This is a genomic window from Thermosynechococcus sp. PKX95 (assembly GCF_031583295.1).
Lineage (GTDB): Bacteria > Cyanobacteriota > Cyanobacteriia > Thermosynechococcales > Thermosynechococcaceae > Thermosynechococcus.
On sequence record NZ_CP134171.1, the window covers coordinates 624,116 to 644,810 of the forward strand.

Genomic DNA, 20,695 nt, shown 5'->3' on the forward strand with positions numbered 1-20,695 from the left:
CCTTGCGATCATGGTTCTCAACTCGTGTTTTAACCTGTGCCGACTCGCCTACGTCAACGATGTAATACCCATCTGCTTGTTTATCTAGGATCGCGTAGACCCCTGAGCGGTCTTGCAGGCGCCATGTTTCGCTTAAAGCGAATGGTCCTTCAAACGTCCAGCTCACAATCTGGATGCTCATGCTTCACCTCCATTGAGTTGTGTTTGTGATGCTTCGGCAAAATTACTTCCCGACACCATCGCCAGAAGCTGGCGCAGATCCTTGGTGATTTCCTCCTCCAGCTCCAGCAGGCGATTGATGAGCACCTCCGGCTTTTCGTGCTCGACGGCCCCGGCCTGGTGCGGGCAGTGGCGGCCGGCGGTCAGGTTGTAGTCGGTGGCGCGAATCTGGTCTACCGTTGCCCACCACGATTTTTCACTTTCGAACTGCTTGAGATCATCGGCTTTGAGAATGGCCCGCACGCCACCCTCTTTTTCGTGCCGCCAGGTGTAGGGCCAGAGTGAGACCATGTCCTCAAGGTCGCCGTCGGTTTCGACGAAATCGGGTAGCGGGCGGCGGGTGGCGCCGAGGTCACGCCCGTCGCTTTCCACCCGGTAGAACCACACCTTGGACGTGCGCACGTGGTCCTTGCCAAGGGGCTTGCGGAAGACCACGATGCTGGTCTTGGCTCCGCTGTAAGGGTTGAAGACGCCGTTGGGCAGGCTGATGACCGCCAGGACCTCGAACTGCTCCACAAGCTTGCGGCAGATGTTGCGCAGCATCTTCTTGGAGTCAAACAGCAAGCCTTCCTTGAGCACCACAGCGGCGCGCCCACCGGGGCGCAGGGCATTCATCATGTGCTGGATAAAGAGCGCCTCGTAGAGCTTGATGTGATATTCGAACTGCGCCAGCCGCTCCTGCTTAGTTGGACCAAACGGGGGATTGGCGAGGATCACGTCGTACTTGTTCTTGTGCACATCCTGCGCCTTGTTGGAAAGGCTGTCGTCGTTCTGAAGCTGGCTCGAGCCGTCTTTGTGCAGGATCATGTTCATGAGGGCGAGCTTGAAGACGAGCGGGACGTGCTCCACGCCGATGAGGTGCTTTTCCTTCAAGGCGCGCAGCAGCCGTTCCTTTTCGGTAGCGGGAATGTTTTTGCGGTGGATTTTGCTTTTGACCCACTCAAAAGCCCGCACGATGAAGCCACCAGTGCCGCAGGCAGGGTCGTAGATCACTTCCCCGATCTCGGGGTCGATGATCTGAACCATGCGGTCCACAATGTGGCGGGGTGTGAAGTACTCGGCGAACTCTTTGTTTTGCCCGAACTGCTGGAGCAGGTACTCGTAGGCGCGGCCGAAGATATCGAACCGTTCTCCTGACTCGCCTACACCGCGCAGCATGATCTCGCGCAGGTTCAGCTCGTTGAGTTTGGAGACAAGCGTCCGGATGGTGGTGGTATAGCGCAACCGAAACACGGTTCCGCCGAAGAGCCGCCGGACATCAAAGGTGATGTCCCTGCCATACTGGTCCACAACCTTGCGGGTGGCAAGATCGTCGAACATACGCCGGCAAAAATCCACGCTGTCTTCGTAGTCGTTCTGTTTGGCATAGCCATCTGGGTCGCCTACCCACTTGTGGAAGCGGTATTTGCTCGGGATGGCCAGCTCTTCGTCCTTGAGCGGGCGGCCAAGGGCTTCTTCCTGCTCCAAGGCCATCTCGTCCCACAGCTTGAGGAAAAGAAACAGGCTGAAGGTTTCCAGTCTCTCCGTGGCGTGGAGGGCATCGTCCCGAAATACGTTGGCGATTTCCCAAAGCTCCTCGCCAAACTGGTTGAAGTCAGGTACGGTTGCCATCGTTTTCCTCCTCGATAGGTGTTCCGGTTTCTATGGAAAGGGCTTCATCCGCCAGCGCGATAAGCTTATCCAAGCCACCGAAAAGCTTCCTGATGGCGGGAAGTCCGCCGGCCTGTTCGAGCAGATGGCTTCTGAGAATCTGCTCCGGTGTGATTTCTGGATTTGCCCGTTTGAAGTCCAAAACCATGAGGACCATCTCCCGCTGGGCAGCGTTGAGATTCTTGCCAAGCGCCCATTTCTCGAATTCGCGGCGACGCCGGAGCGTCTCGAAGTCCGCCTCGCCCATCGCTACCGCTATGAAATCCTCCAAGGTAGCCTCGGGTTCGCCGTAGAGATCCCGAAGGGCAGAGAGGTCGAAGCCCATGGTGGCGAGGAAGGAGTGGTCTGGTGGCGCTGCGCCTTTGAAATAGCGCCAGCACAGGAGCGTCTGCACGAAGCGGTGTTTGAGGCCCTCGCGTTCCATGCCACCCTTGAGCTGGGCCTCGACCTGGCGCCTCAGCTCTTCCAAGACGGCTGGCGAGATGGTCTCGGAGAAAACCAGATGGACGGGCACATCCGCAATGACCATCTGCTGCTCGGCGCGGGGATCCTTTTCAGAAGGTTCCTTCCCGTTTCTTTCTCCCCGTTCGCGCTGGATAAGGCTCTCTTCTTCCTGCTCGAGGGGCTCATCCACGATGCCCGGCGTGTCGTTGGTGACGACCGGCTCAAGGCGGGTGATGTCCACGAAGTCCACCAGCTTGTAAAACTCCTTGCCCGTATCCCGGCATTTGCGCGTGCCTCGGCCCTTCATCTGAACGTAGAGCACCTTGGATTTCGTAGGGCGCGCCATGAGCAACACTTCCACATCCGGGGCGTCTATGCCGGTATCCAGCATGCCAACGCCCACGAGTACGATGGGCCGGGGGGCCATGTTGGGGTCTTTGTGGGCCTGCTCGATGATGGCTTTGCGCTCCTCGGGGGGTGTGATTTTCTGAAACTCCTCGATCAGTTCTCTTGCCCCCGGCATTTCGTTGTGGACCGCGACGATGAACTTCTCGGCGGCCGCATCGTTGGGCGGTAGGTTGTTACGACGGTTGTACTCTTCGATGAGGGCGTAGCGCAAGTTCTTGGCGTGAGCGATGGACGCTGCAAAGACCATCGTCTTGACCGGCTGCCGGGTGCCGAGGATGTCTTCAAAGTACTTCTCGGCAATGAGGCGGCTGCGCTGGGGCACATCCACGGCACGACCCAACTGTTCGGGCTCGAAGTCAAAACCCATGTCATGCACACCCTCTAGATCCACGTTGGTGTGGAATTTGAAGTGAATGCACTGAGCCAAGCGCTCCCACTCTGGCACCTCGGGGTTGGTCTCAGCCTGGCGGATCGTGTAGCGGTAGATAGGGCCAGGATACTGGCCGGGGTCGGTAAAGAAGCGGTCGGTGTTGACGGTTTCCTTGTCGGCGGGGGTGGCAGTCAGTCCCAACAGAATGGCTCCGCCCTTTGCGAAATGGTCGAGCACGCCATACCACTCGCCGAAGTAGGACCTATGACACTCATCCAAGATAACCAAGCTAAAGTGGCTTGTGTCGTATTCTTGGTACCTGTTTCGCACGGCCATGTGCTGGATGGTCGTCACGAGGACATCGCGGTGCTTATCTTCTTTGCCGCCTGTCGCTCGTTCAATGTTGAAGTTATCGCCCAGATGCGTTTTGAATTTCTTGACGGTTTGAACCGCCAGCGCATCGCGGTCCACCAAAAACAACGTCCTCCGGATGAGCCCCACAGACCAAAGCTTGGCAATGATGCCGGCTGCCGTGATGGTCTTGCCCGTACCTGTGGCCATTTGAAGATACATGCGGTGCCGACCCGCCTGAACCGCCGCCAATACTTGGGAGACTGCCATGCGCTGATAGTCACGCAGAGTGCCGTGAAGTTCGACCGCCTGGGGGCGGAAGAACTCGCCAAACTCGGCTGGAGTTGGAAAGCGGGTGATTCGCTCAGGTAGGGTGTTCGCCTTGAGGTTCTGACGGAGGAAGATTTGGCCATCGCTCGCAAAGATCAGCGGTACGTTGTGCCCGGTGTTTTCCTTGTAGGTTCGTGCGTACCGCTTGGCCTGCTCCAGCGCAGCCCACAGGTCTTTGCCGGGCTTTTTCGCCTCTAGGATCGCCGCAAGATGCTCCTCGTGGAAGAAGATGCGATCTGCCTCTTCCCCGTTCAGATGCTCACGCCAGCGTTTGCGAGTTACTGTAAAGTCGGTAAGATTCCATCCCCGCTCGCGCAGGTGCTCCTCGATGAGGAGTTCAGCTTCGTCCTCGTTGATGGGCTTCATTATGTTCCTCCCCGGCAAAAAATTGTGTGCATCCCGCAATAGCTTGTCCACCTGCTAGCCGTGCCTGTGCGTTCCCGGTTGCACCGGCTCGAACTTGGCGATCATGTGCTGGAGAAAGGGCAGCGAGCCATCGTTGACGCGTGGCAGCCCAGCGCTGAAGCCCTGTTTTTCGTGCTCGCGCTTGATCTCCTTCTGCTGCTTCTTCCAGTCTACGCCGAAGGGCGGATTGGTCAAACCTGAATCTCGACCCATGGGCAACGGTTCGGCCTGTGGGTCGGTCTGGAAGGGAGGATTAAGCGCTCCTTGTTTCGGGTGGATGCGATCGCGGGTGCCATGGTTCATTGCAGTGCTAATTTGAAGTGACAGCCTATACTGACTGCACCCCTCGGTCTAACAAAAAGCATGGTTTGCGTTTCCACTGGAGCTAAGCGGATTCGAACCGCTGACCCCTTCAATGCCATTGAAGTGCTCTACCAACTGAGCTATAGCCCCGCATCAGCAGAACTTTATCATTGCGCAAAATGCTGCCCTTTGTCAACTCCTGCCCCCAAAGTAACCCTCTGCCTAGGATGGACAACCATGGTTTCCCCTCGCGATCGCCCTTTCGCTCAAAGGAAGTATCAAGTACCCAGTGTATAGTGGGTGTGAGTGCTGAGCAGGTCGGACTTTGGGAGTCTCATCGTCCCCCTTGCAGTTGATACGGGTACCAATGAATCGCGATCGCTCCCCCCTCCATCCAACGCTGAAGTATGCGGGTGTGCTGCGGCAAGTTTCCCCTGAAATGGGGCAGTTTTGGCTCTCCCAAGAGGATGTGACCATTATTGGTCGTGACCCCGCTACCTGCCACATTGTCCTTGACGCTCACATCTATACTTCTGTTTCCCGCCACCATGCCCAACTCACCTGTCAAAAGCGTGGCAGTATTCCTGTGTGGGCGATCGCTGACCTCGGCAGTGTCAATGGCACCTATGTCAATCAACAGCGAGTGCAAACATTAACTGTGCTCAATGCGGGCGATCGCATTCAATTGGGGCGCCAAGGGCCTGAATTTGTCCTAGAATATCTTCCCCTCACCGAAGTCGTGAGTACCCAGCCCGATCAACCCCTCACCCTTACCCAACTCCTGCCTATTTTTGCCATTCATCCCGACTGGGTACGCAAAGCCTATCTGGTACCGGGGATTGTTACGGTTGTTGCGGTTATCCTCCTTTTCGCCACGGCTGGCTCCCCCGATGCCTTCAAGGTCATCTTGGCGCTCTATTTGGGCAGTGCTGCCTATTACTTTATCTATCAACTCTGTGGCAAGCGCAAACCCGCATGGGTTCTACTGGGCACATTAACGCTGGAAATGTTGATTCTGCAAAGCCCAATTTTGCCAGCCATGATCTATCTCTTTCGCACCATTTTACCCGGCCAACTGCATCCGCCCCATCCTTCATTTTGGGTGTTATTCAGCCGCAACTTCATTGGTGCCGGCTTAATGGAAGAACTCCTCAAGGCGTTACCCATTGTTGTGGCCTATGGCTTAGGGCGATGGCTGCCGAGTCCGTGGAAACAAAAGGTGGGCGTATGGGAACCCCTCGATGGCATTCTCTTGGGAGCGGCTGCCGGTCTGGGTTTTACTTGGATAGAAACCCTTGGGCAGTATGTCCCTAGTATTGCCGGTCAATTTGGTAATTTAGCTGGTCTGCAAGTACTGATTCCTCGGGTCTTGGGATCCCTAACGGGGCACATGGCCTACACGGGCTACTTGGGCTATTGTGTGGGATTGAGTGTATTGCGCCCCCATCGAGCGCCCTTGATTTTAATGGTTGGCCTAGGTCTAGCGGCCTTTCTGCATGCCCTTTGGAATACGGCTGCCGCCCGTTTTGGTCCGATGGGTTTGGCAGTGGTGGGGATTTTGGCCTATGTATTTCTCACCGCCGCGATTTTGAAAGCGCGTCAACTGTCCCCGACGCGATCGCAAAACTTTGCCACCCGCTTCTATGGTTATCGCTAGGCAGGTGTATAAAATATATTCATTTTGATTCCTTCATCCACTGGCGCGATCGCAACAGCGCAGCGCAACTGTCTCGCCCTTAACTTCGATGATCTAAATGGTTGGCTATCTCATTTCCCTTGGTATCTTTACTGCCACCTTTGCCCTTTTTAGCTTGGGGCTGAATTTGCACTGGGGCTATACGGGGCTAATTAACTTTGGCCATGTTGGTTTTTTGGCTATTGGTTCCTACACCACGATTTTGTTGGGGATTGCTGGCGTCCCCATGTTCTTTGCTGTCCTTGCTGGCGTGGTGCTGGCGATGGGACTGGGCTTTTTAATGGGGATTGCGACGCTGCGGCTGCGGGAAGATTACCTCGCAATTGTGACGATCGGCATGGCAGAAATTGTCCGCTTGATTGCCCTCAATGAGGATTGGCTAACCCGAGGCGGTCGGGGGGTGTATGGGTTTCCGCTGCCCCTTGCTCAGTTCAATCCCAATCTGCCGACCAAACTGGGGATGATTGCTCTTTTTTGGGCTGTGGTGGGGGTGGCTGCAGGGCAGTGGTGGCAATGGCTACAGCGGCAGTATGGGCGATCGCACCCCCGCTGGTTACTGCCTAGCTATGCAGCTTTATTCATTGCCGGTACCCTCAGCCTTTGGGCCACGTTACTCCCCTTAAGCTTAGGCCGGGGAATGGCCATTTTTCCTCTTGGGTTGACACTGGTGACGCTGGGTGGGGCGATCGCCCTTGTGAGCTATGATTGCCATCCAGAAAAACGAGCCGTGGTTCCCATTGCCCTGAATACCTTGGCCGCTGCTTTGGTGGGTCTGGTGGTCAAAGCCCTGACCCTTGGTCTGTGGGCCTTTAGCTACCGCGCTGGGTTGTTGTGGCTGCTGGTATTGGTGCTTGCTTTGGTGGTGTGGCAGTTGGAGCGTTTGATCCGTTCTCCTTGGGGACGGGTGCTCAAAGCCATCCGTGAGGATGAAGAAGTGGCCAAGGCCTTGGGTAAAAATGTCTTTGCCTACAAAATGCAATCCTTCCTTCTGGGGGGGGCGATCGCGGCGGTGGCCGGGTCGTTTTATGCGTGGCAGCTGACCTTTATTAACCCCGACGGCTTTGTATCCCTGATTACATTTCAGGCGTGGACCATTGTGGTTTTGGGGGGCGCAGGCAATAACATGGGTACCCTCCTCGGCGCTGCCCTCTTTTGGGCCTACACTGCCCTGACCCGCTTTATTCCCCTTGATGGCGGTCGCCTAGAGGCCTTGCGGATGATGCTCATTGGCCTTGTCCTCATTATCTTGATGATGTGGCGACCCCAAGGTATTTTGGGCAAAAAGGAGGAACTCAGCCTTGGTCGATGAATCTTCTCTTGCGCCCGTCTCTAGCGGTGTCAGTCAAGTCTTGCCTTCGGATCTCCTAGTGGCCACGGGGCTGTGCAAAAGTTTTGGTGGTATTCGCGCTGTCGATCATGTGGAAATTCGGGTTGCCCGCGGCAGCATCACCGGTCTCATTGGCCCCAATGGTGCGGGCAAAACCACCCTATTCAACCTGTTGTGCAACTTCCTCATCCCCGATCAAGGCCGCGTGATCTTTGACGGCGTCCCAATTAGCCATTTGCCCGCCCACCAAGTTGCTCTCCAAGGACTCCTGCGAACATTCCAAGTGCCCCGTGTGCTCTCGCGCCTCTCGGTTCTCGAAAATATGCTCTTGGCTGCGCCGCTGCAAACAGGGGAGAAATTCTGGAATAGTTGGCTACAACCGCTGCGCATTCGTCAAGAGGAACAAAAGCTGCGGCAACGGGCGTGGGAGATTTTGGAGTCTGTGGGGTTAACCGCTAAGGCCCATGACTACGCTGGCGCCTTGTCGGGAGGGCAACGCAAACTTTTAGAAATGGCACGGGTGATGATGCACCATCCCCGCATGGTGCTCCTCGATGAGCCAGCAGCAGGTGTTAACCCCACCTTGATCCATCAAATTTGTGAGCACATTGTGCGGTGGAACCAACAGGGCGTGACATTTTTGATTATTGAACACAATATGGACGTGGTCATGTCCCTGTGTCAGCACATCTGGGTCTTAGCAGAGGGGAAAAATCTGGCTGATGGTTCCCCCACTGAGATTCAAACCAATCCTGAGGTTCTGACCGCTTACCTCGGACAGTAGTTCCTACTCCCATTAGGGGCTACAGCCTTGGGGATCGTTGGCACCCCTGAGGCTCTCCACAGCTTTGAATCCTCCCCCTCCTGAAGGGCGGCGCATTGGGCCAAAACCGCTAAAAAAGCTAAGGTCGAGGCAAATGGGCAGGCAACAGCGCCGCAAGGATCAGGCTGAGAAATAAAAATGCTGAGCCTGTTTCCAGCAAGGCAACGTTTTTTATGGCTGTGTTTCTGTACCAGTTGGCTTGCCAAACAATGAGGCCAAACTTGAGCAGTGCAATGGCAAAGGCCGCCGCTGCCAAGGGGGGCAACCACCCTAGCCACCACAAAAGACCAATGAGGAGAGCGGCAACACTGTGATAAATCAAACCAGGGAGCCAAAAGGCGGTTTTGTGCTTACGCAGCTTCACAGCAAAAATCGCACTGCCAAAGAAAAGGGTATTCAACAGCCATAATCCAACAGACAGGAAAGAGACCTCTTCAGTGGTGGCCATCTCCGTTAGGGGAGCCACCAAGCAGACCCCTGCAAAGGTGAGTAACTCGTTCCAGATGGCTTTGCGTTGACGATAAACTACGGCAATACTATCAATCGCAAAAATGGCGATCGCCCCTAGGTAAATCCAAAGTAACCGTGGCACCTCAAGGTAAAGATAAAAAGCAAGGCCAAGGGCAAGGGCACTGTAGACGCCTCCCCACATCAGGCAACGGGGTTTCCAACTTCGCCGCTGCTTGATTTGTAGTGTTAAGGGATGCTCCGCCTGAAAGGCACTAAAGGCAGTCACCAGAGCCAGCGTGGTTCTCCAACTCCAGTGCTGCGCTGCTGCTGCCCCCGTGAGAAACGCCACAATCAACATCACATAAACCCCATGTTCTGGGGAGAAGGTGGGCACGTACCAAGGTGTTCCCCTCCTTGCTGCTGATGCAGTTTCCGTAACCGCTGATGGCTCTGAAATGGTCATGATTGCATCCTCCACTAAACCAATCCCCCTAGACGAATACCAACACCAAAAATAGTCAACAGAACAGCCAGAACTGTGACCCCCATAATGTGAAACCCCAGCCGGGGCAGTGTTTCTGCTGTCAGCTTGGGCAAAATGAACCACCGAGCCTGTACAGCGAGGGCAAGGGTTGCCAGCAACAGTCCCAACTTCACGAGAACATATTGGGAGACCACAGACTGCGGTGGCCAAAATCCCACCCCGCCGGGAAAATAAATGAGGGTTAGGGCAATACCCGTCAGCAGCTGCAGCAATAATGCCCCCAGACCCAACCTTTCAAAAGGCTGCTCAAACTGCTGGATGGGCGTTGCATCCTGCTGCCTGAGGGCCTTGGGCAGAACGGTTAGGGCAAGAATAAGGTGCCCGCCCACCCATACAGTTGCGCCGAGGGTATGGAGAATCACCAGGAGTTTGAATAACATCACGACGCACAGGCTAGACGCTTGGCTTCAAGGAGGGCGATCGCCTTGGGAAACAGGAGATTGTTTTCCTTGTGGATATGTTGGTGCAAGTCCTTCTCAAGGCTCAACAGCCCTGCCAAAAGCACGCGGTACGTATTGCAGGCCCACTCAGGCGGCGTAAAACCATCGCTCAGGCGCCGCAACTGGGTGAGGGCTACGCCTGTCTCTGTATGCTCCCGTTGCATACAATCAATCGCAGCTGGGATCAAGACATCGACTGCCTGATCATAGTTTTTCTCCAACTGCCGCAGCCTGGGGAACAGAACTTGCTCCTCTTTTTGGAGGTGGGTTTTTAGCTCTGCGGCCAAGGCCACGACGGTTGCGTGCAGTTGCTGGAGACGGGCATCCCGCGAGCCGTGAACGGCCGCCACCTTCTCCGCCTGCGCCTCGAGACGGGGGAGTTCCCGCTGCAAGTAGGCATGGTGCACTGTTTCAATGTGGTCAACGAGGGCGGTCAGTGAAAGGTCAGCGATCGCCGGCTCAGGAGCAGTTTCTATGGCAGCTTCTAGCTCCTTAAGGAAGGTTTGGGCATCGATGCCCCGCTGGGCACAGGCTTCAGCAAGGGTTTGCCGACCACCACAGCAGTAATCAATCTCTGCCGTCTCAAACAAGGCCGCTAAGGAAGGGTAATCCCGCACAAGGGCACCCACCGTATCCGTCAGTTGTAAAGATGTCATGGTCAGGCCTCCAAATGCAAGGTGGAGAGAGAATCTAGCGGGTAAGGTCGAGGGAGACCGCAACACTGGGCTGCCGCCAAATCCCCCAGAGGGCGCGTCCTACGCCATAGATGAGCAGTCCGGCACCAACGGCAAAGATGACATCCCCAGGAATCCGCAGCCAGACGGTCCATTCCATCCAGGGGGAGTGAATGACGGCTCCACTGCGGGCATACCAAGTACCGTGGTTAATGGATTGCACCAGCTGATAGAAGCCATTGGGAATCAGACCGAGCACCAGCATGCCCACCAAGCCACCGTTGAGCCACCAAAATGCCCAGTTGAAGGTCTTTTCATCCCAAGCAGTTTCCGGGGTGATTTCCCGCAGAACAAAGAGCATTAAGGCGATCGCCAGCGAGCCGTATACGCCGTAGAGGGCGGCATGGGCATGAATTGGCGTCGTATTCAGTCCTTGGGAATAGTAGAGAACTATCGGTGGATTGATTAGAAAACCAAAAACCCCTGCCCCCAGCAAATTCCAAAAGCAGGTAGCAATGAAAAATCGCAGGGGTAGCCGATAGAACCCTTGGGCTTCTTGGGAAAGCTGCAGCGACTTCAGAACCTCAAACCCAATCAGGGTCAAGGGAACCACTTCCAACGCTGAGGCCACAGCGCCCAAAGCAGTGATCAGAACCGGTGTACCCGCAAAATAGAGGTGATGGAGTGTGCCAATGACACCACTGCCGAGGTAGAGAATGGTGGTCAAGTAAGTGGCCCGCAGAGCTGCGGAGCGCCTTAGGAATCCCAGTTCACTGCACAAGTAGGCGATCGCCACCGTGGCAAAGACCTCAAAGAAGCCCTCTACCCACAGATGAACCACCCACCAGCGCCAATACTCAGCCACACTGAGAGGGGTATGGTTGGTGTACATCAGCCCTGCCCCATAAAAGAGGGGAATGGTAATGGCGCTGTAAAGGAAAAAGTGGTTGAGGCCTGTCTTGCTCCCTTCTGCCTGAAGGGCAGGTCGCAGCGCCCGAAACATCAACCATAACCAAAATACCATGCCACCAATCAGCAAGAGTTGCCAAAGTCGCCCTAGCTCCACATACTCATAGCCCTGATGGCCCAACCAAAAACTCTGGGCACCCAGATAGCCCTGAACGGCTGCCCAAGCTCCCCCAAGGGAACCAAGAACCACTACGGTGAGGGCAATCAGAAGCCCCATGTTTCCCCAAGCCTGAAACTTCGGTTCATGGCGCGCAAAGCGAGGACCAAAGTATAGACCGGCCGCCAGCCAACAGGTGGCAATCCAAAAGACCGCCAGTTGCAGGTGCCATGTCCGTGAGGCAGCGTAGGGGAGATACTGCTGAATTGGCACACCATAAAATCCATCCCCTTCCACGGCATAGTGGGCAGTGACCATGCCCATGAGGATCTGCAGGAGAAACAGACCCATGGCCACCCCAAAGAAAAGGGTAGTCACTTTTTGGCTGGGGGTGGCAAGGCGGATGGCGGGGCGCTCTGTTACCGCTTGAACCGCATCCTCCCCTTGGAGCAGATAGACAACGAGAAAGCCGGCGATCGCAGCAATTAACACAACGACTGAGACAATCGACCAAATGACAAACTGCCCTGGGGGTTGGTTGCCCACCAGTGGATCATGGGGAAAATTCGCCGTGTAGGAAAAGGGCGCCAAAGGACGAGTGGCGACTGCTGCCCAAGCGGTCCAGGCAAAAAAAGCAGTCACATCGCGGATTTGCGCGGGATCAGTAAACCAGTTGCGCGGAATAGAGTGCGCCGCTGCACCTTGGGATAGCAGTGTTTTGTACTGCTCAAAGACGTGGCGCAGTCCTTGGGCTTGAGCACGGGTGAGCGTCAGCACTCCTGTTTCAGGATTGTAACGGTTGGGCTTAAATTGCTCTTGGACTTGCACCTGTAGTTGAGCCCGCTCAGAGGCAGAGAGTGCCTCCCAATCTGCTTGGCTAAAGCTCGCATCGCCGCGGTAGAGAATTCCAGCGGTGGCTAGACCCCAGCGGTGCAGCACATCCGCTGTCCAGTCTGGAGCCAGATAACTGCCATGACCCCAGATGCTGCCAATGTGCTGGCCGCCCCGTGCCAGATACAGTTCTTGACCTCGCTGTATGTTCTCACGGCTAAAAAGCACCTCCTGTTGGGGCGAGACAATCGTTGTCGGTATTGGCGGGGCATGCCGGTAAATAACGGCGCCTGCTGTCAGCAGCACACTAAAGGTAATGACACAGACTAGCACTAACCAAGCGGGTAGCCGCAAGTGCCACCCTCGCTCTAGGTGAGCTGCTTGAGTAATATTGAAGGGGACGTTTGCCATAGACACTTCCTCTCGGCAGCTATTGAGACTTAAGGTAGCTGCGGCTTGGGGGGTAGCGCCTTGACTTAGGTCAAAAGGAACCTTGAGAAATATTTAACTTTTACGGTGGGTCATGAAAGCGGGTATTGAGGAATGTCTGCGCCAGTCACCAATGTTTAGTGAACTTTCGCCACCCCAGCTAGGGCGGTTGGTTGCAATTTCGCAGTTACAGACTTGGCAACGGCAGCAAATCATTTTTAGAAAAGGCGATGCCGCTGCGGGGTTTTTTGTTGTGAAAACCGGGCGGGTCAAGGTCTTTAATCTCTCAGCGGCAGGGAAGGAGCAAATCCTGAATATCTTTGAACCGGGCGACAGCTTTGCGGAGGTGGTGGCCTTCGATAACCAGCCCTATCCTGCCTCGGCAGAAGCAATTGAATACGTTGAACTGATCTTTTTGCCGCGGTTCGCTTTTTTGAATTTGCTCCACCAAGATGCGGATCTAAGTGTTCGTTTGCTAGCTAGCTTTGCTAGGCATCTGCGTCATTTGGTGAGTCTTATAGAAGACCTTTCCTTTAGACAGGTGCCCCAACGCCTAGCAGCCTATTTGTTGCAACGATTGGCCACTAGCGATCGCCCAGATAGCATTACCCTAGATTTGAAAAAAACAGAGCTGGCCGCTTTGCTAGGCACTATTCCTGCAACGCTGTCGCGGGCGTTTTACGACCTGAATACCCAAGGCATTCTGAGGATAGAGGGCAATGAGATTACCATCTGCGATCGCCAGCGGCTACAAAGATTGAGTGAAGAATAGTCGAGCTTTTTCCCCAAGGCTCAACCGGCTCAAAACCTTCAGAAACAATTTTGGGGAGCGATGAAGGGGCTCAGTATTGAACAGCGCCAGAACTAGACCTAGGTATAGCTGCGAATTGCGGCCAACGGCGGACAGCGCTGCTGATCCAATTGCTGCAGGTATTGGCGATGCTGGTAGTAGTCACGGCGCAGTTGGGCAAGCACTTGCAGTCGCTCTGGCGCCACACCGGGGATGTCCTCAATCGCAGGTTCGTTGTCGGTGAGTAGGCGATCCAAATACTGGCGCAGGGCTTCGCTGGCAAGGGATTCACTTAAAATCAGCGCGACAGTTTCCTGCCAAGCCCGGAGAATATAGCGACATCGCTTTTCAACAGCAATGCGCTCAAGGGCTGCTGCCGCTGCTTGGATCACGAGTTCAGGACGATCCAGACTCACGGCAGTCGTTTCATCCAAATGGAGTAGTGGAGTAATGAGGGCGGCCTCCTCCGCCTCATCGAGGCGATCAAAAAGGTGCGTGACCAAATCTAAATCCGTGAGTTGGGTTCCTGTTTCCGTGGGCGAATGAAGGGGCCACTCAGTGGTATAGGGATCATCGGGCGCTGGCAGACCGGCACAGTACGCTTCTTCAATGGCCAAGATCTGCCGCCACAGCCAACGATGGTGGGAGAGGCTAAATTCAATGTCCCGCGCTTGCAGGGCTTGGCGAATCAGGGGACGATAGTCGCCGCAGTGGAGGTAGAGGCGCAGCAGTTGTTCTTCCGCCGCTTGACGGAGGTTATAGTCCGCCGGACGTTGCCATTTTTGCGATCGCCCCTGCCAACGTTGACCCCGCACCTGTTGCCGCAGGGATTCTTCTAAACGGAGAACGAAGCGACTATCATGGCCTCCCAATAGCTCAGCACAGTGGTGAATGTAGTGGCTGCGCAGTGTGGCATTGGGCAGTTTTCCCAACAGTTGGCTCAGGGCTTGGCTCGCCTGCTGAAATTGATCACTTTGCTTGAGATCGTACTGCTGCACAATGGTTTGCATTTGCCAATCCAGCCACAGGGGCGCTTGATCCAAGAGAGCTTGGTAGTGCTCCCGCTGTGCTTCACCCGCGCTGAAAAAGTCAGCCGCATCTTTGCCCGCTGGTAATGTGAGAATTCGCAGTCGCAGATCACCCCGATAGGCCAAATCGGCAGCCTCACCAATGGCGCGATCGGCCGCCCGTTCTCCCGCTGGGTCGGCATCAAAGTTGAGAATAATTTGCTTCGACTCGGTGTAGCGCAGCAGTAATTTAATTTGAGCTTGGCTGAGGGCCGTTCCTAGACTGGCCACCGCTTGGGAAAACCCCGCTTGGTGCAGCGCCATCACGTCAAAGTAACCCTCGACAACAATTGCTTGATCTTTGCGGGCGATCGCCTGCCGCGCCTTATCCAGCCCAAAGAGCAACTGCCCCTTGTTAAAAATCGGGGTTTCTGGAGAGTTGAGATACTTTGGCTCTTCGTTGCTGAGGGTGCGACCGCCAAACCCCACCACCCGTCCTTGGGCATCCATAATCGGGATCATCAGGCGATCGCGAAAGCGGTCATAGTAGCCGTCCCCTGTCCGCCGAGGGATAATCAAACCGGCCTGTTCTACCAGCTGAGGGGGATACCCTTTTTGCTCCACAAGGTAGGTGTAGAGCACTTGCCAACCCGCAGGGGCATAGCCCAAGCGAAATTGCTGAATCGTCTCCTCTTTGAGATGGCGTTGTCGCTGCAAATAGTCTTGGGCGGCTTGGCCAATGGGTTGCCGCAGGGCATGTTCATAGAAACTGGTGGCGATCGCCAGAATCTCGTAGAGTTGCTCTTGAAGGGAGAGCCGCGCTTGTAGGGCCTGTTTTTGCTCACTATCGAGGGTGCGCACTGGAATCTGATGGCGTTGGGCAAGGTCGAGTACCACCTCGGCAAAGGAGCGTTTTTGTAGTTCCATCAGGAACTTAATGGCATTGCCGCCCGCCCCACAGCCAAAACAGTAATAAAAGCCCTTCAGGGGACTCACCGTAAAACTGGGGGTTTTCTCCTCATGAAAAGGACAACAACCCACGTATTCTTGCCCACGCTTGCGTAGGACAACGTGCTCGGCCACCACATCGACAATGTTGACCGCTTGGCGCACCGCCTCAATCGTATCGGGGTGTAGGCGAGGAATTTCCATAGATTACTAGTCTAAGCGATCCCCTTAATCAGATATTCCCCACTGCAAAATTCAACGATTCCTAAGGATGTTGCAAGCTCTTAACTCAAGCAGTCAAGGGCGATTGACCTTCGCTAGGATGTTGACGGTGTCGTTGTTAGGCGCAGAGGCAGGCTTTGAGGCCATAACCGTTCACATAGGGAGCAAGGATTCATGAGTACCAGCCGCAAACGACTTGGTGTGTTTACGAGTGGCGGAGATTGCCCGGGTCTAAATACGGCCATCCGTGCTATTGTTGCCCATGCTACCTTAAGTTACGGTTGGGAGGTGCTTGGCATTCTCCACGCCACTCAGGGGTTAATTGAGCGGAAGGCGATCCCCCTCAATGCCGAGGGTCTCGGGGGAATGGATGTACTGCTCAACATGGGGGGAACCATTCTCGGAGCAATTAATAAGGGCGATACCCTTGGCCATGCCGATGAAGTCATTGCTGGGTACTATGAATTGGGCTTGGATGCTCTTATTGCCATTTGTGGCGATGGCAGCTTGAAGATTTTGCATCAACTGGCGCAAAAGGGAAACTGGAATTTCCTTGCCATTCCGAAAACCATTGATAATGACGTTGCTCTTACGGATCGCGCCATTGGCTTTGATACCGCCGTCAACATTGTGGTGGAAGCCCTGAGTCGGATTACCTCCACCGCCGCTAGCCATGATCGCGTCTTTGTGGTGGAAGTGATGGGGCGCACTGCCGGTCACTTGGCTCTGTATTCGGGGATTGCTGGGGGTGCCGATATGATCCTCATCCCAGAAATTCCTTACTCCATTGAAGGCATTTGCCAGCATCTGCAAAAGTTGCGCGATCGCTGGGGACGTAAGTTTGCCCTCATCGTCGTTGCCGAGGGTGTCAAAGAACTGGAGCAGGACGCCCACCAGCGCCGCCATTGCAGTATTGGTCAGTACATTGCCGATAAAATTGCCCAGCACAGTCCCATCCCCATTGAGCTGCGGGTTTCAGTCCTAGGTCACATTCAACGGGGCGGTGCCCCCATGGCCATAGATCGGCTGTTGGCAGCGGGCATGGGTCATACCGCTGTGGATTTAGCCGCTCAAGGGACATTTGATCGCATGGTAGCTTGGCAGGCAGGACAGGTGGTCACTGTTCCCATTGCCGATGTGGTGGCTCAATGCCCACGCCATGTAGATCCCAATAGCTTTTTAATTCGCACGGCTCAAGGGCTGGGCATTTATGTCGGGGATCAGCCGATGCTGCCCTATGTTGATCCCACTCTTTGCCGCGATGAAGTGATTTGTGCGATCTAGACCCCACGGAATCAGCCAACCAAGGAATGAGCTGTAAGAGGCACGCCACTGAGGCTAAAGGCTCGCGCCTCGGTAATGCGAACCCGCACCAGTTGTCCCCGTAGGGTCTCAATCTCACCGGGTAAGTAGGTCAGGCGGTTGCCATCCGTGCGGCCATAGACTTGTTGCGGATCCTTGGGATTGACCCCCTCCACCAGCACTACCTCTTCCCGTCCAAGATAGCGTTGGGAGCGATCGCTGGCGATCGTGGCCACTAAATGATTCAGCCGTTGCAGACGATCTTCTTTAATCTCTTCCGGTACTTGATTGTCCCAGGTGGCCGCTGGCGTATTCGGGCGCGGTGAATAGGCTGCCGTATTCAGTTGGTCAAAGCCCACCTCCGCCACCAGATCTAGGGTGCGTTGGAATTGGGCTTCTGTTTCGCCGGGAAAGCCGACAATGGCATCGGCACTAATGGCGGCATCTGGCATATAGCGGCGAATCGTTTCAATGATTTGTAGGTAACGCTCGCGAGTATAGCCCCGTGCCATTGCCCTAAGAATCTCATTATCTCCCGACTGAAAGGGAATGTGGAAATGCTTACACACCTTGGGCAGTTCGGCACAGGCTCGAATCAAGCGTTCTGTAAAATAACGGGGATGGCTGGTGGCAAAGCGAATCCGCTCAATGCCGGCCACATCGTGGATGTAATAGAGCAGATCCGTAAACGTGTGCTGCCGTCGCCCCTCTGGGGTAATTCCCGGCAAATCGCGACCGTAGGCATCAATGTTTTGCCCAAGGAGCGTCACTTCCTTGTAGCCTTGAGCCGCCAGTTCCTCAATTTCGGCGCGGATTGCCTCGGGGCGGCGGGATTGCTCTTGCCCCCGTACCCCCGGCACCACACAGTAGGTGCAGCGTTCATTACAGCCATAGATCACATTGACCCAAGCAGTGACCGTACTATCGCGGCGGGGTTTGGTAATGTCCTCAACAATGTGCAGTGGCTCCGTTGCCACCACTTGGCTGCCATTCCACACCTGCTCCAGCAGCTCGCCAAGGCGATTGGCATACTGCGGCCCCATCACCAGATCCACTTCAGGCACTCGCCGCAGCAATTGTTCCCCCTCCTGTTGAGCCACACAACCGGCCACAATCAGCGTTAGGTTGGGGTCTTGATGCTTGCGCTTGGCTTGCCGCCCTAGGTAAGAATAGAGTTTCTGCTCGGCGTTGTCGCGAATCGTGCAGGTATTGTAGAGCAAGACATCGGCCTCATCCGGCTCGGCCACCGGTTCTAAGCCCATTGCTTCTAAGACCCCGGCCATGCGCTCGGAGTCGGCCTTGTTCATTTGGCAGCCAAAGGTGGTGATGTAGTAGCGGCGTGGCATTCCCTTGAAGTGCCCCTATACGTCCGTCACATCATTGGTGGGATTCGTGTCACTGGCACTACCCTCTTCAGGAGGAGCGGCCACTTTGACCATGGCATGGCGCAACACGCGATCGCCCAGCATATACCCCCGCTTGAGTTCTTCAATCACCGTGCCTTCAGGGTGCTCATTCGTTGCTTCCCGCAGCACAGCCTCATGGAGATTGGGATCAAAGGGCTTGCCTCTGGCCTGCATCGCCGAAACACCAATGCGCTTGAGGCATTCCACCAGTTGCTTGTAAACCCCCTGATAGCTGCGGTGAATTTTTTCTTCCGCCTCTGTTTCGGTTTGAATGTGGGTGCGGGCTAGCTCAAAGCTATCCACCACCGGCAGTAAATCAGCAATGACGCTGCACTTAATCTGTAGCTCTAGTTCCTCTTTTTCTCGCTGGGTGCGTTTGCGGAAGTTTTCAAAGTCAGCGGCAAGGCGCATATATTGGCTATTGCGCTCCTCCACCACCTGCGAAAGACTAGCCTTGGCAGCTTCAAGGGCAGCAATTTTCTCTAGCAAGTCCGCTGCATCCGCAGAAGTATCCGTAGAGGTCGCCTCAGATGCTTGACCCTCTTCGCTCGTGGTGGCCTCTGCATGATTCTCAACGACATCGGGGGTAATTTCGCCTTCTTGGGCTTCAGCAGCGGGGTTGGTTAGGGTTTCATCACTCATAGGTTGACTCAGGTTATGCCCTCTAGACTGTGGATTGCGCACCGCAGTGCGTTTAACTCGTGCAATCGTTTTAGCCTATCACTTTACCCATTGTATCAATAGGGGCGAGGCATCCGTCTATTACGGACTTCTCTACTACGGCTCTTTTCCCAAGGCTGGCACGCAGCCAAAAACCTGAGGGGCACTATGGAAGAGGATTGCCTCCCCTTTATGGATCCCCTATTTTAGGACAAGGTTCATATTGGGTTTGGAACTGAAAGATTCAGTTGCTCGTCACTTAAGGGCATGACTGCCAAAGCAAAGTTTAGGAGTGGGAGTTTGCGTTGATGTCCTTTCACCCCATGACATTCAGCCTGATTCTAGCGTGCGCGTTGACAGGTATCAGTCCAGTGCTGGCACAGACAGAGCCACCACCACGGGAAAACTTTAATCCCTTTGGGGTAGATAATCCAGTCCTCCAGCGGGCACGGAATTGGGCACGACAGGCAGCAGAGCGGGCGAATGGCGGGTTGAGTCGCTACCGCGCTGAAGCATCCATGTTTGGGCCTGCGAGTCAATCCCCCTACGTGGACAATGGTGATGGTACGTTTACCTTTCGCTTTCTAGGGGGGGCACCTGCGGAACCACCAACTATTGAAAGTATTGTCACGGTCAACCCCGACCCCAGCAATCCGATGATTCGCATTGACTACAATGGCCCTATTCAGTCGGTCGCTCCTCCCCCTCAGCCGTTGCCAGAAGTGCCACCCCCAAGCAATATGGGCAGTTTCTAGTGCTATCGGTGCATAGAGATTCGCCTATTCAGGAACTCGAAAATCTCTGGCACGCTGCCCCTCGTCAGGGGATCGCTGCTGCGCTATGATAACGGAAGCCCTGCTACCTCATAACTTCTAATAAATTTGTGTTTAGGAGAGTTCGCAATGACAACGGCTACCGCTACCCCTGAGTTGGACTACCATAGCGATCGCTACAAGGATGCCTACAGCCGCATCAACGCCATTGTCATTGAAGGTGAACAGGAAGCTCACGACAATTACATTGACCTAGCCAAGCTGCTGCCCGAGCACCAAGAAGAACTCACCCGCCTTGCCAAGATGGAAGCGCGCCACAGAAAGGGGTTTGAGGCCTGTGGTCGCAACCTGAGCGTGACCCCAGATATGGAATTTGCCAAGGCCTTCTTTGAAAAACTGCACGGTAACTTTCAAGCGGCACTCGCAGAGGGGAAAATTGCGACTTGCTTACTGATTCAAGCTTTAATCATCGAGTGCTTCGCGATCGCCGCCTACAACATCTACATCCCGATGGCAGATCCCTTTGCCCGCAAAATTACTGAGGGTGTGGTCAAAGATGAGTACAGCCACCTCAACTTTGGCGAAATCTGGTTAAAGGAAAACTTTGAGAGCGTCAAAGCGGAAGTTGAAGAAGCCAATCGCGCCAACCTGCCCTTGGTCTGGAAAATGCTCAACCAAGTGGAAGCAGATGCCAAAGTGCTTGGCATGGAAAAAGACGCCCTTGTGGAAGACTTCATGATTCAGTACAGTGGTGCCCTAGAAAATATCGGCTTTACCACCCGCGAAATTATGAAGATGTCGGTTTATGGCCTAACTGCGGCATAAGG

Annotated in this window: 16 protein-coding genes, 1 tRNA gene and 1 pseudogene; 7 read left to right on the forward strand and 11 right to left on the reverse strand. The window is 54.9% G+C overall.

The window, feature by feature from the left end; genetic code table 11:
* Positions 1-177 precede the first annotated feature (177 nt).
* The 4 genes and pseudogenes from RHH81_RS02830 to RHH81_RS02845 all read right to left on the reverse strand — a co-directional run bounded on the left by RHH81_RS02830 (position 178) and on the right by RHH81_RS02845 (position 4,630).
* Positions 178-1,830 (reverse strand): N-6 DNA methylase, encoded by a 1,653-nt coding sequence (locus RHH81_RS02830; protein WP_310743350.1) that lies wholly within the window; start codon positions 1,828-1,830, stop codon positions 178-180.
* Positions 1,814-4,138 (reverse strand): DEAD/DEAH box helicase family protein, encoded by a 2,325-nt coding sequence (locus tag RHH81_RS02835; protein ID WP_310743351.1) that lies wholly within the window; start codon positions 4,136-4,138, stop codon positions 1,814-1,816. Before RHH81_RS02835 ends, RHH81_RS02830 begins: the two co-directional genes overlap by 17 nt.
* A gap of 57 nt (positions 4,139-4,195) precedes the next feature.
* Positions 4,196-4,381: pseudogene (locus tag RHH81_RS12990) on the reverse strand (N-6 DNA methylase); the annotation flags it as partial.
* 176 nt (positions 4,382-4,557) lie between these two features.
* Positions 4,558-4,630: transfer RNA gene (locus RHH81_RS02845), tRNA-Ala, on the reverse strand.
* A 175-nt stretch (positions 4,631-4,805) separates the two neighbouring features.
* Here RHH81_RS02845 and RHH81_RS02850 point away from each other — a divergent pair.
* From RHH81_RS02850 to RHH81_RS02860, 3 genes are all read left to right on the forward strand, one after another.
* On the forward strand, positions 4,806-6,137 hold the full coding sequence (locus RHH81_RS02850) for a PrsW family glutamic-type intramembrane protease (RefSeq protein WP_310743353.1): 1,332 nt from the start codon (positions 4,806-4,808) through the stop codon (positions 6,135-6,137).
* Positions 6,138-6,234: 97 nt separating this feature from the next.
* Entirely contained in the window at positions 6,235-7,485 is a 1,251-nt protein-coding gene (locus RHH81_RS02855; protein WP_310743354.1) for a branched-chain amino acid ABC transporter permease, read from the forward strand.
* Positions 7,475-8,287: an ABC transporter ATP-binding protein gene (locus tag RHH81_RS02860; protein ID WP_310445728.1), complete on the forward strand. Its 813-nt coding sequence runs from the start codon at positions 7,475-7,477 to the stop codon at positions 8,285-8,287. The genes RHH81_RS02855 and RHH81_RS02860 overlap by 11 nt, the downstream gene beginning before the upstream one ends.
* A 118-nt stretch (positions 8,288-8,405) precedes the next feature.
* Here RHH81_RS02860 and RHH81_RS02865 read toward each other — a convergent pair whose 3' ends face one another.
* The 4 genes from RHH81_RS02865 to RHH81_RS02880 are packed head-to-tail and all read right to left on the reverse strand — an operon-like array spanning position 8,406 to position 12,742.
* Positions 8,406-9,239: a YwiC-like family protein gene (locus RHH81_RS02865; protein WP_310743355.1), complete on the reverse strand. Its 834-nt coding sequence runs from the start codon at positions 9,237-9,239 to the stop codon at positions 8,406-8,408.
* A 14-nt stretch (positions 9,240-9,253) separates the two neighbouring features.
* On the reverse strand, positions 9,254-9,700 hold the full coding sequence (locus RHH81_RS02870; protein WP_206200990.1) for a CopD family protein: 447 nt from the start codon (positions 9,698-9,700) through the stop codon (positions 9,254-9,256).
* Entirely contained in the window at positions 9,700-10,416 is a 717-nt protein-coding gene (gene ric, locus RHH81_RS02875; protein ID WP_310438007.1) for an iron-sulfur cluster repair di-iron protein, read from the reverse strand. The genes RHH81_RS02870 and ric overlap by 1 nt, the downstream gene beginning before the upstream one ends.
* Before the next feature lie 34 nt (positions 10,417-10,450).
* On the reverse strand, positions 10,451-12,742 hold the full coding sequence (locus RHH81_RS02880; protein WP_206200992.1) for a nitric-oxide reductase large subunit: 2,292 nt from the start codon (positions 12,740-12,742) through the stop codon (positions 10,451-10,453).
* A gap of 112 nt (positions 12,743-12,854) precedes the next feature.
* Here RHH81_RS02880 and RHH81_RS02885 point away from each other — a divergent pair, with 112 nt between their 5' ends.
* Entirely contained in the window at positions 12,855-13,532 is a 678-nt protein-coding gene (locus RHH81_RS02885; protein ID WP_310743356.1) for a Crp/Fnr family transcriptional regulator, read from the forward strand.
* Between the two features lie 98 nt (positions 13,533-13,630).
* Here the strand turns inward: RHH81_RS02885 and dnaG are convergent, their stop codons facing one another.
* Positions 13,631-15,709 carry a DNA primase gene (dnaG, locus tag RHH81_RS02890; protein ID WP_310743357.1) on the reverse strand — a complete coding sequence of 693 codons (2,079 nt, stop codon included), beginning with the start codon at positions 15,707-15,709 and terminating at the stop codon, positions 13,631-13,633.
* 192 nt (positions 15,710-15,901) lie between these two features.
* On the opposite strand from dnaG, the gene RHH81_RS02895 reads away from it, so the two are divergent.
* Entirely contained in the window at positions 15,902-17,011 is a 1,110-nt protein-coding gene (locus RHH81_RS02895; RefSeq protein WP_302677308.1) for an ATP-dependent 6-phosphofructokinase, read from the forward strand.
* Between the two features lie 11 nt (positions 17,012-17,022).
* Here the strand turns inward: RHH81_RS02895 and miaB are convergent, their stop codons facing one another.
* Positions 17,023-18,375 (reverse strand): tRNA (N6-isopentenyl adenosine(37)-C2)-methylthiotransferase MiaB, encoded by a 1,353-nt coding sequence (gene miaB, locus RHH81_RS02900; protein WP_206200996.1) that lies wholly within the window; start codon positions 18,373-18,375, stop codon positions 17,023-17,025.
* A gap of 15 nt (positions 18,376-18,390) precedes the next feature.
* Positions 18,391-19,077, reverse strand: a complete 687-nt coding sequence (gene grpE / locus RHH81_RS02905) for a nucleotide exchange factor GrpE (protein ID WP_310743358.1) — start codon at positions 19,075-19,077, stop codon at positions 18,391-18,393.
* A gap of 326 nt (positions 19,078-19,403) precedes the next feature.
* On the opposite strand from grpE, the gene RHH81_RS02910 reads away from it, so the two are divergent.
* Together RHH81_RS02910 and RHH81_RS02915 are read left to right on the forward strand one after the other, a co-directional pair.
* Entirely contained in the window at positions 19,404-19,850 is a 447-nt protein-coding gene (locus tag RHH81_RS02910) for a hypothetical protein (protein WP_302678806.1), read from the forward strand.
* Positions 19,851-19,997: 147 nt separating this feature from the next.
* A complete protein-coding gene (locus tag RHH81_RS02915) occupies positions 19,998-20,693 on the forward strand; it encodes an aldehyde oxygenase (deformylating) (protein WP_149820418.1) in 696 nt (231 codons plus the stop codon).
* The last annotated feature ends 2 nt before the right edge of the window (positions 20,694-20,695 follow it).

Excerpts from the sequence above, each read along its gene's own strand:
- RHH81_RS02830 (WP_310743350.1), bottom strand. The coding sequence starts at position 1,830 with ATGGCAACCGTACCTGACTTCAACCAGTTTGGCGAGGAGCTTTGGGAA.
- RHH81_RS02835 (WP_310743351.1), bottom strand. The coding sequence starts at position 4,138 with ATGAAGCCCATCAACGAGGACGAAGCTGAACTCCTCATCGAGGAGCAC.
- RHH81_RS02855 (WP_310743354.1), top strand. The coding sequence starts at position 6,235 with ATGGTTGGCTATCTCATTTCCCTTGGTATCTTTACTGCCACCTTTGCC.
- RHH81_RS02865 (WP_310743355.1), bottom strand. The coding sequence starts at position 9,239 with ATGACCATTTCAGAGCCATCAGCGGTTACGGAAACTGCATCAGCAGCA.
- RHH81_RS02870 (WP_206200990.1), bottom strand. The coding sequence starts at position 9,700 with ATGTTATTCAAACTCCTGGTGATTCTCCATACCCTCGGCGCAACTGTA.
- ric (WP_310438007.1), bottom strand. The coding sequence starts at position 10,416 with ATGACATCTTTACAACTGACGGATACGGTGGGTGCCCTTGTGCGGGAT.
- RHH81_RS02880 (WP_206200992.1), bottom strand. The coding sequence starts at position 12,742 with ATGGCAAACGTCCCCTTCAATATTACTCAAGCAGCTCACCTAGAGCGA.
- RHH81_RS02885 (WP_310743356.1), top strand. The coding sequence starts at position 12,855 with ATGAAAGCGGGTATTGAGGAATGTCTGCGCCAGTCACCAATGTTTAGT.
- dnaG (WP_310743357.1), bottom strand. The coding sequence starts at position 15,709 with ATGGAAATTCCTCGCCTACACCCCGATACGATTGAGGCGGTGCGCCAA.
- RHH81_RS02895 (WP_302677308.1), top strand. The coding sequence starts at position 15,902 with ATGAGTACCAGCCGCAAACGACTTGGTGTGTTTACGAGTGGCGGAGAT.
- miaB (WP_206200996.1), bottom strand. The coding sequence starts at position 18,375 with ATGCCACGCCGCTACTACATCACCACCTTTGGCTGCCAAATGAACAAG.
- grpE (WP_310743358.1), bottom strand. The coding sequence starts at position 19,077 with ATGAGTGATGAAACCCTAACCAACCCCGCTGCTGAAGCCCAAGAAGGC.
- RHH81_RS02910 (WP_302678806.1), top strand. The coding sequence starts at position 19,404 with ATGTCCTTTCACCCCATGACATTCAGCCTGATTCTAGCGTGCGCGTTG.
- RHH81_RS02915 (WP_149820418.1), top strand. The coding sequence starts at position 19,998 with ATGACAACGGCTACCGCTACCCCTGAGTTGGACTACCATAGCGATCGC.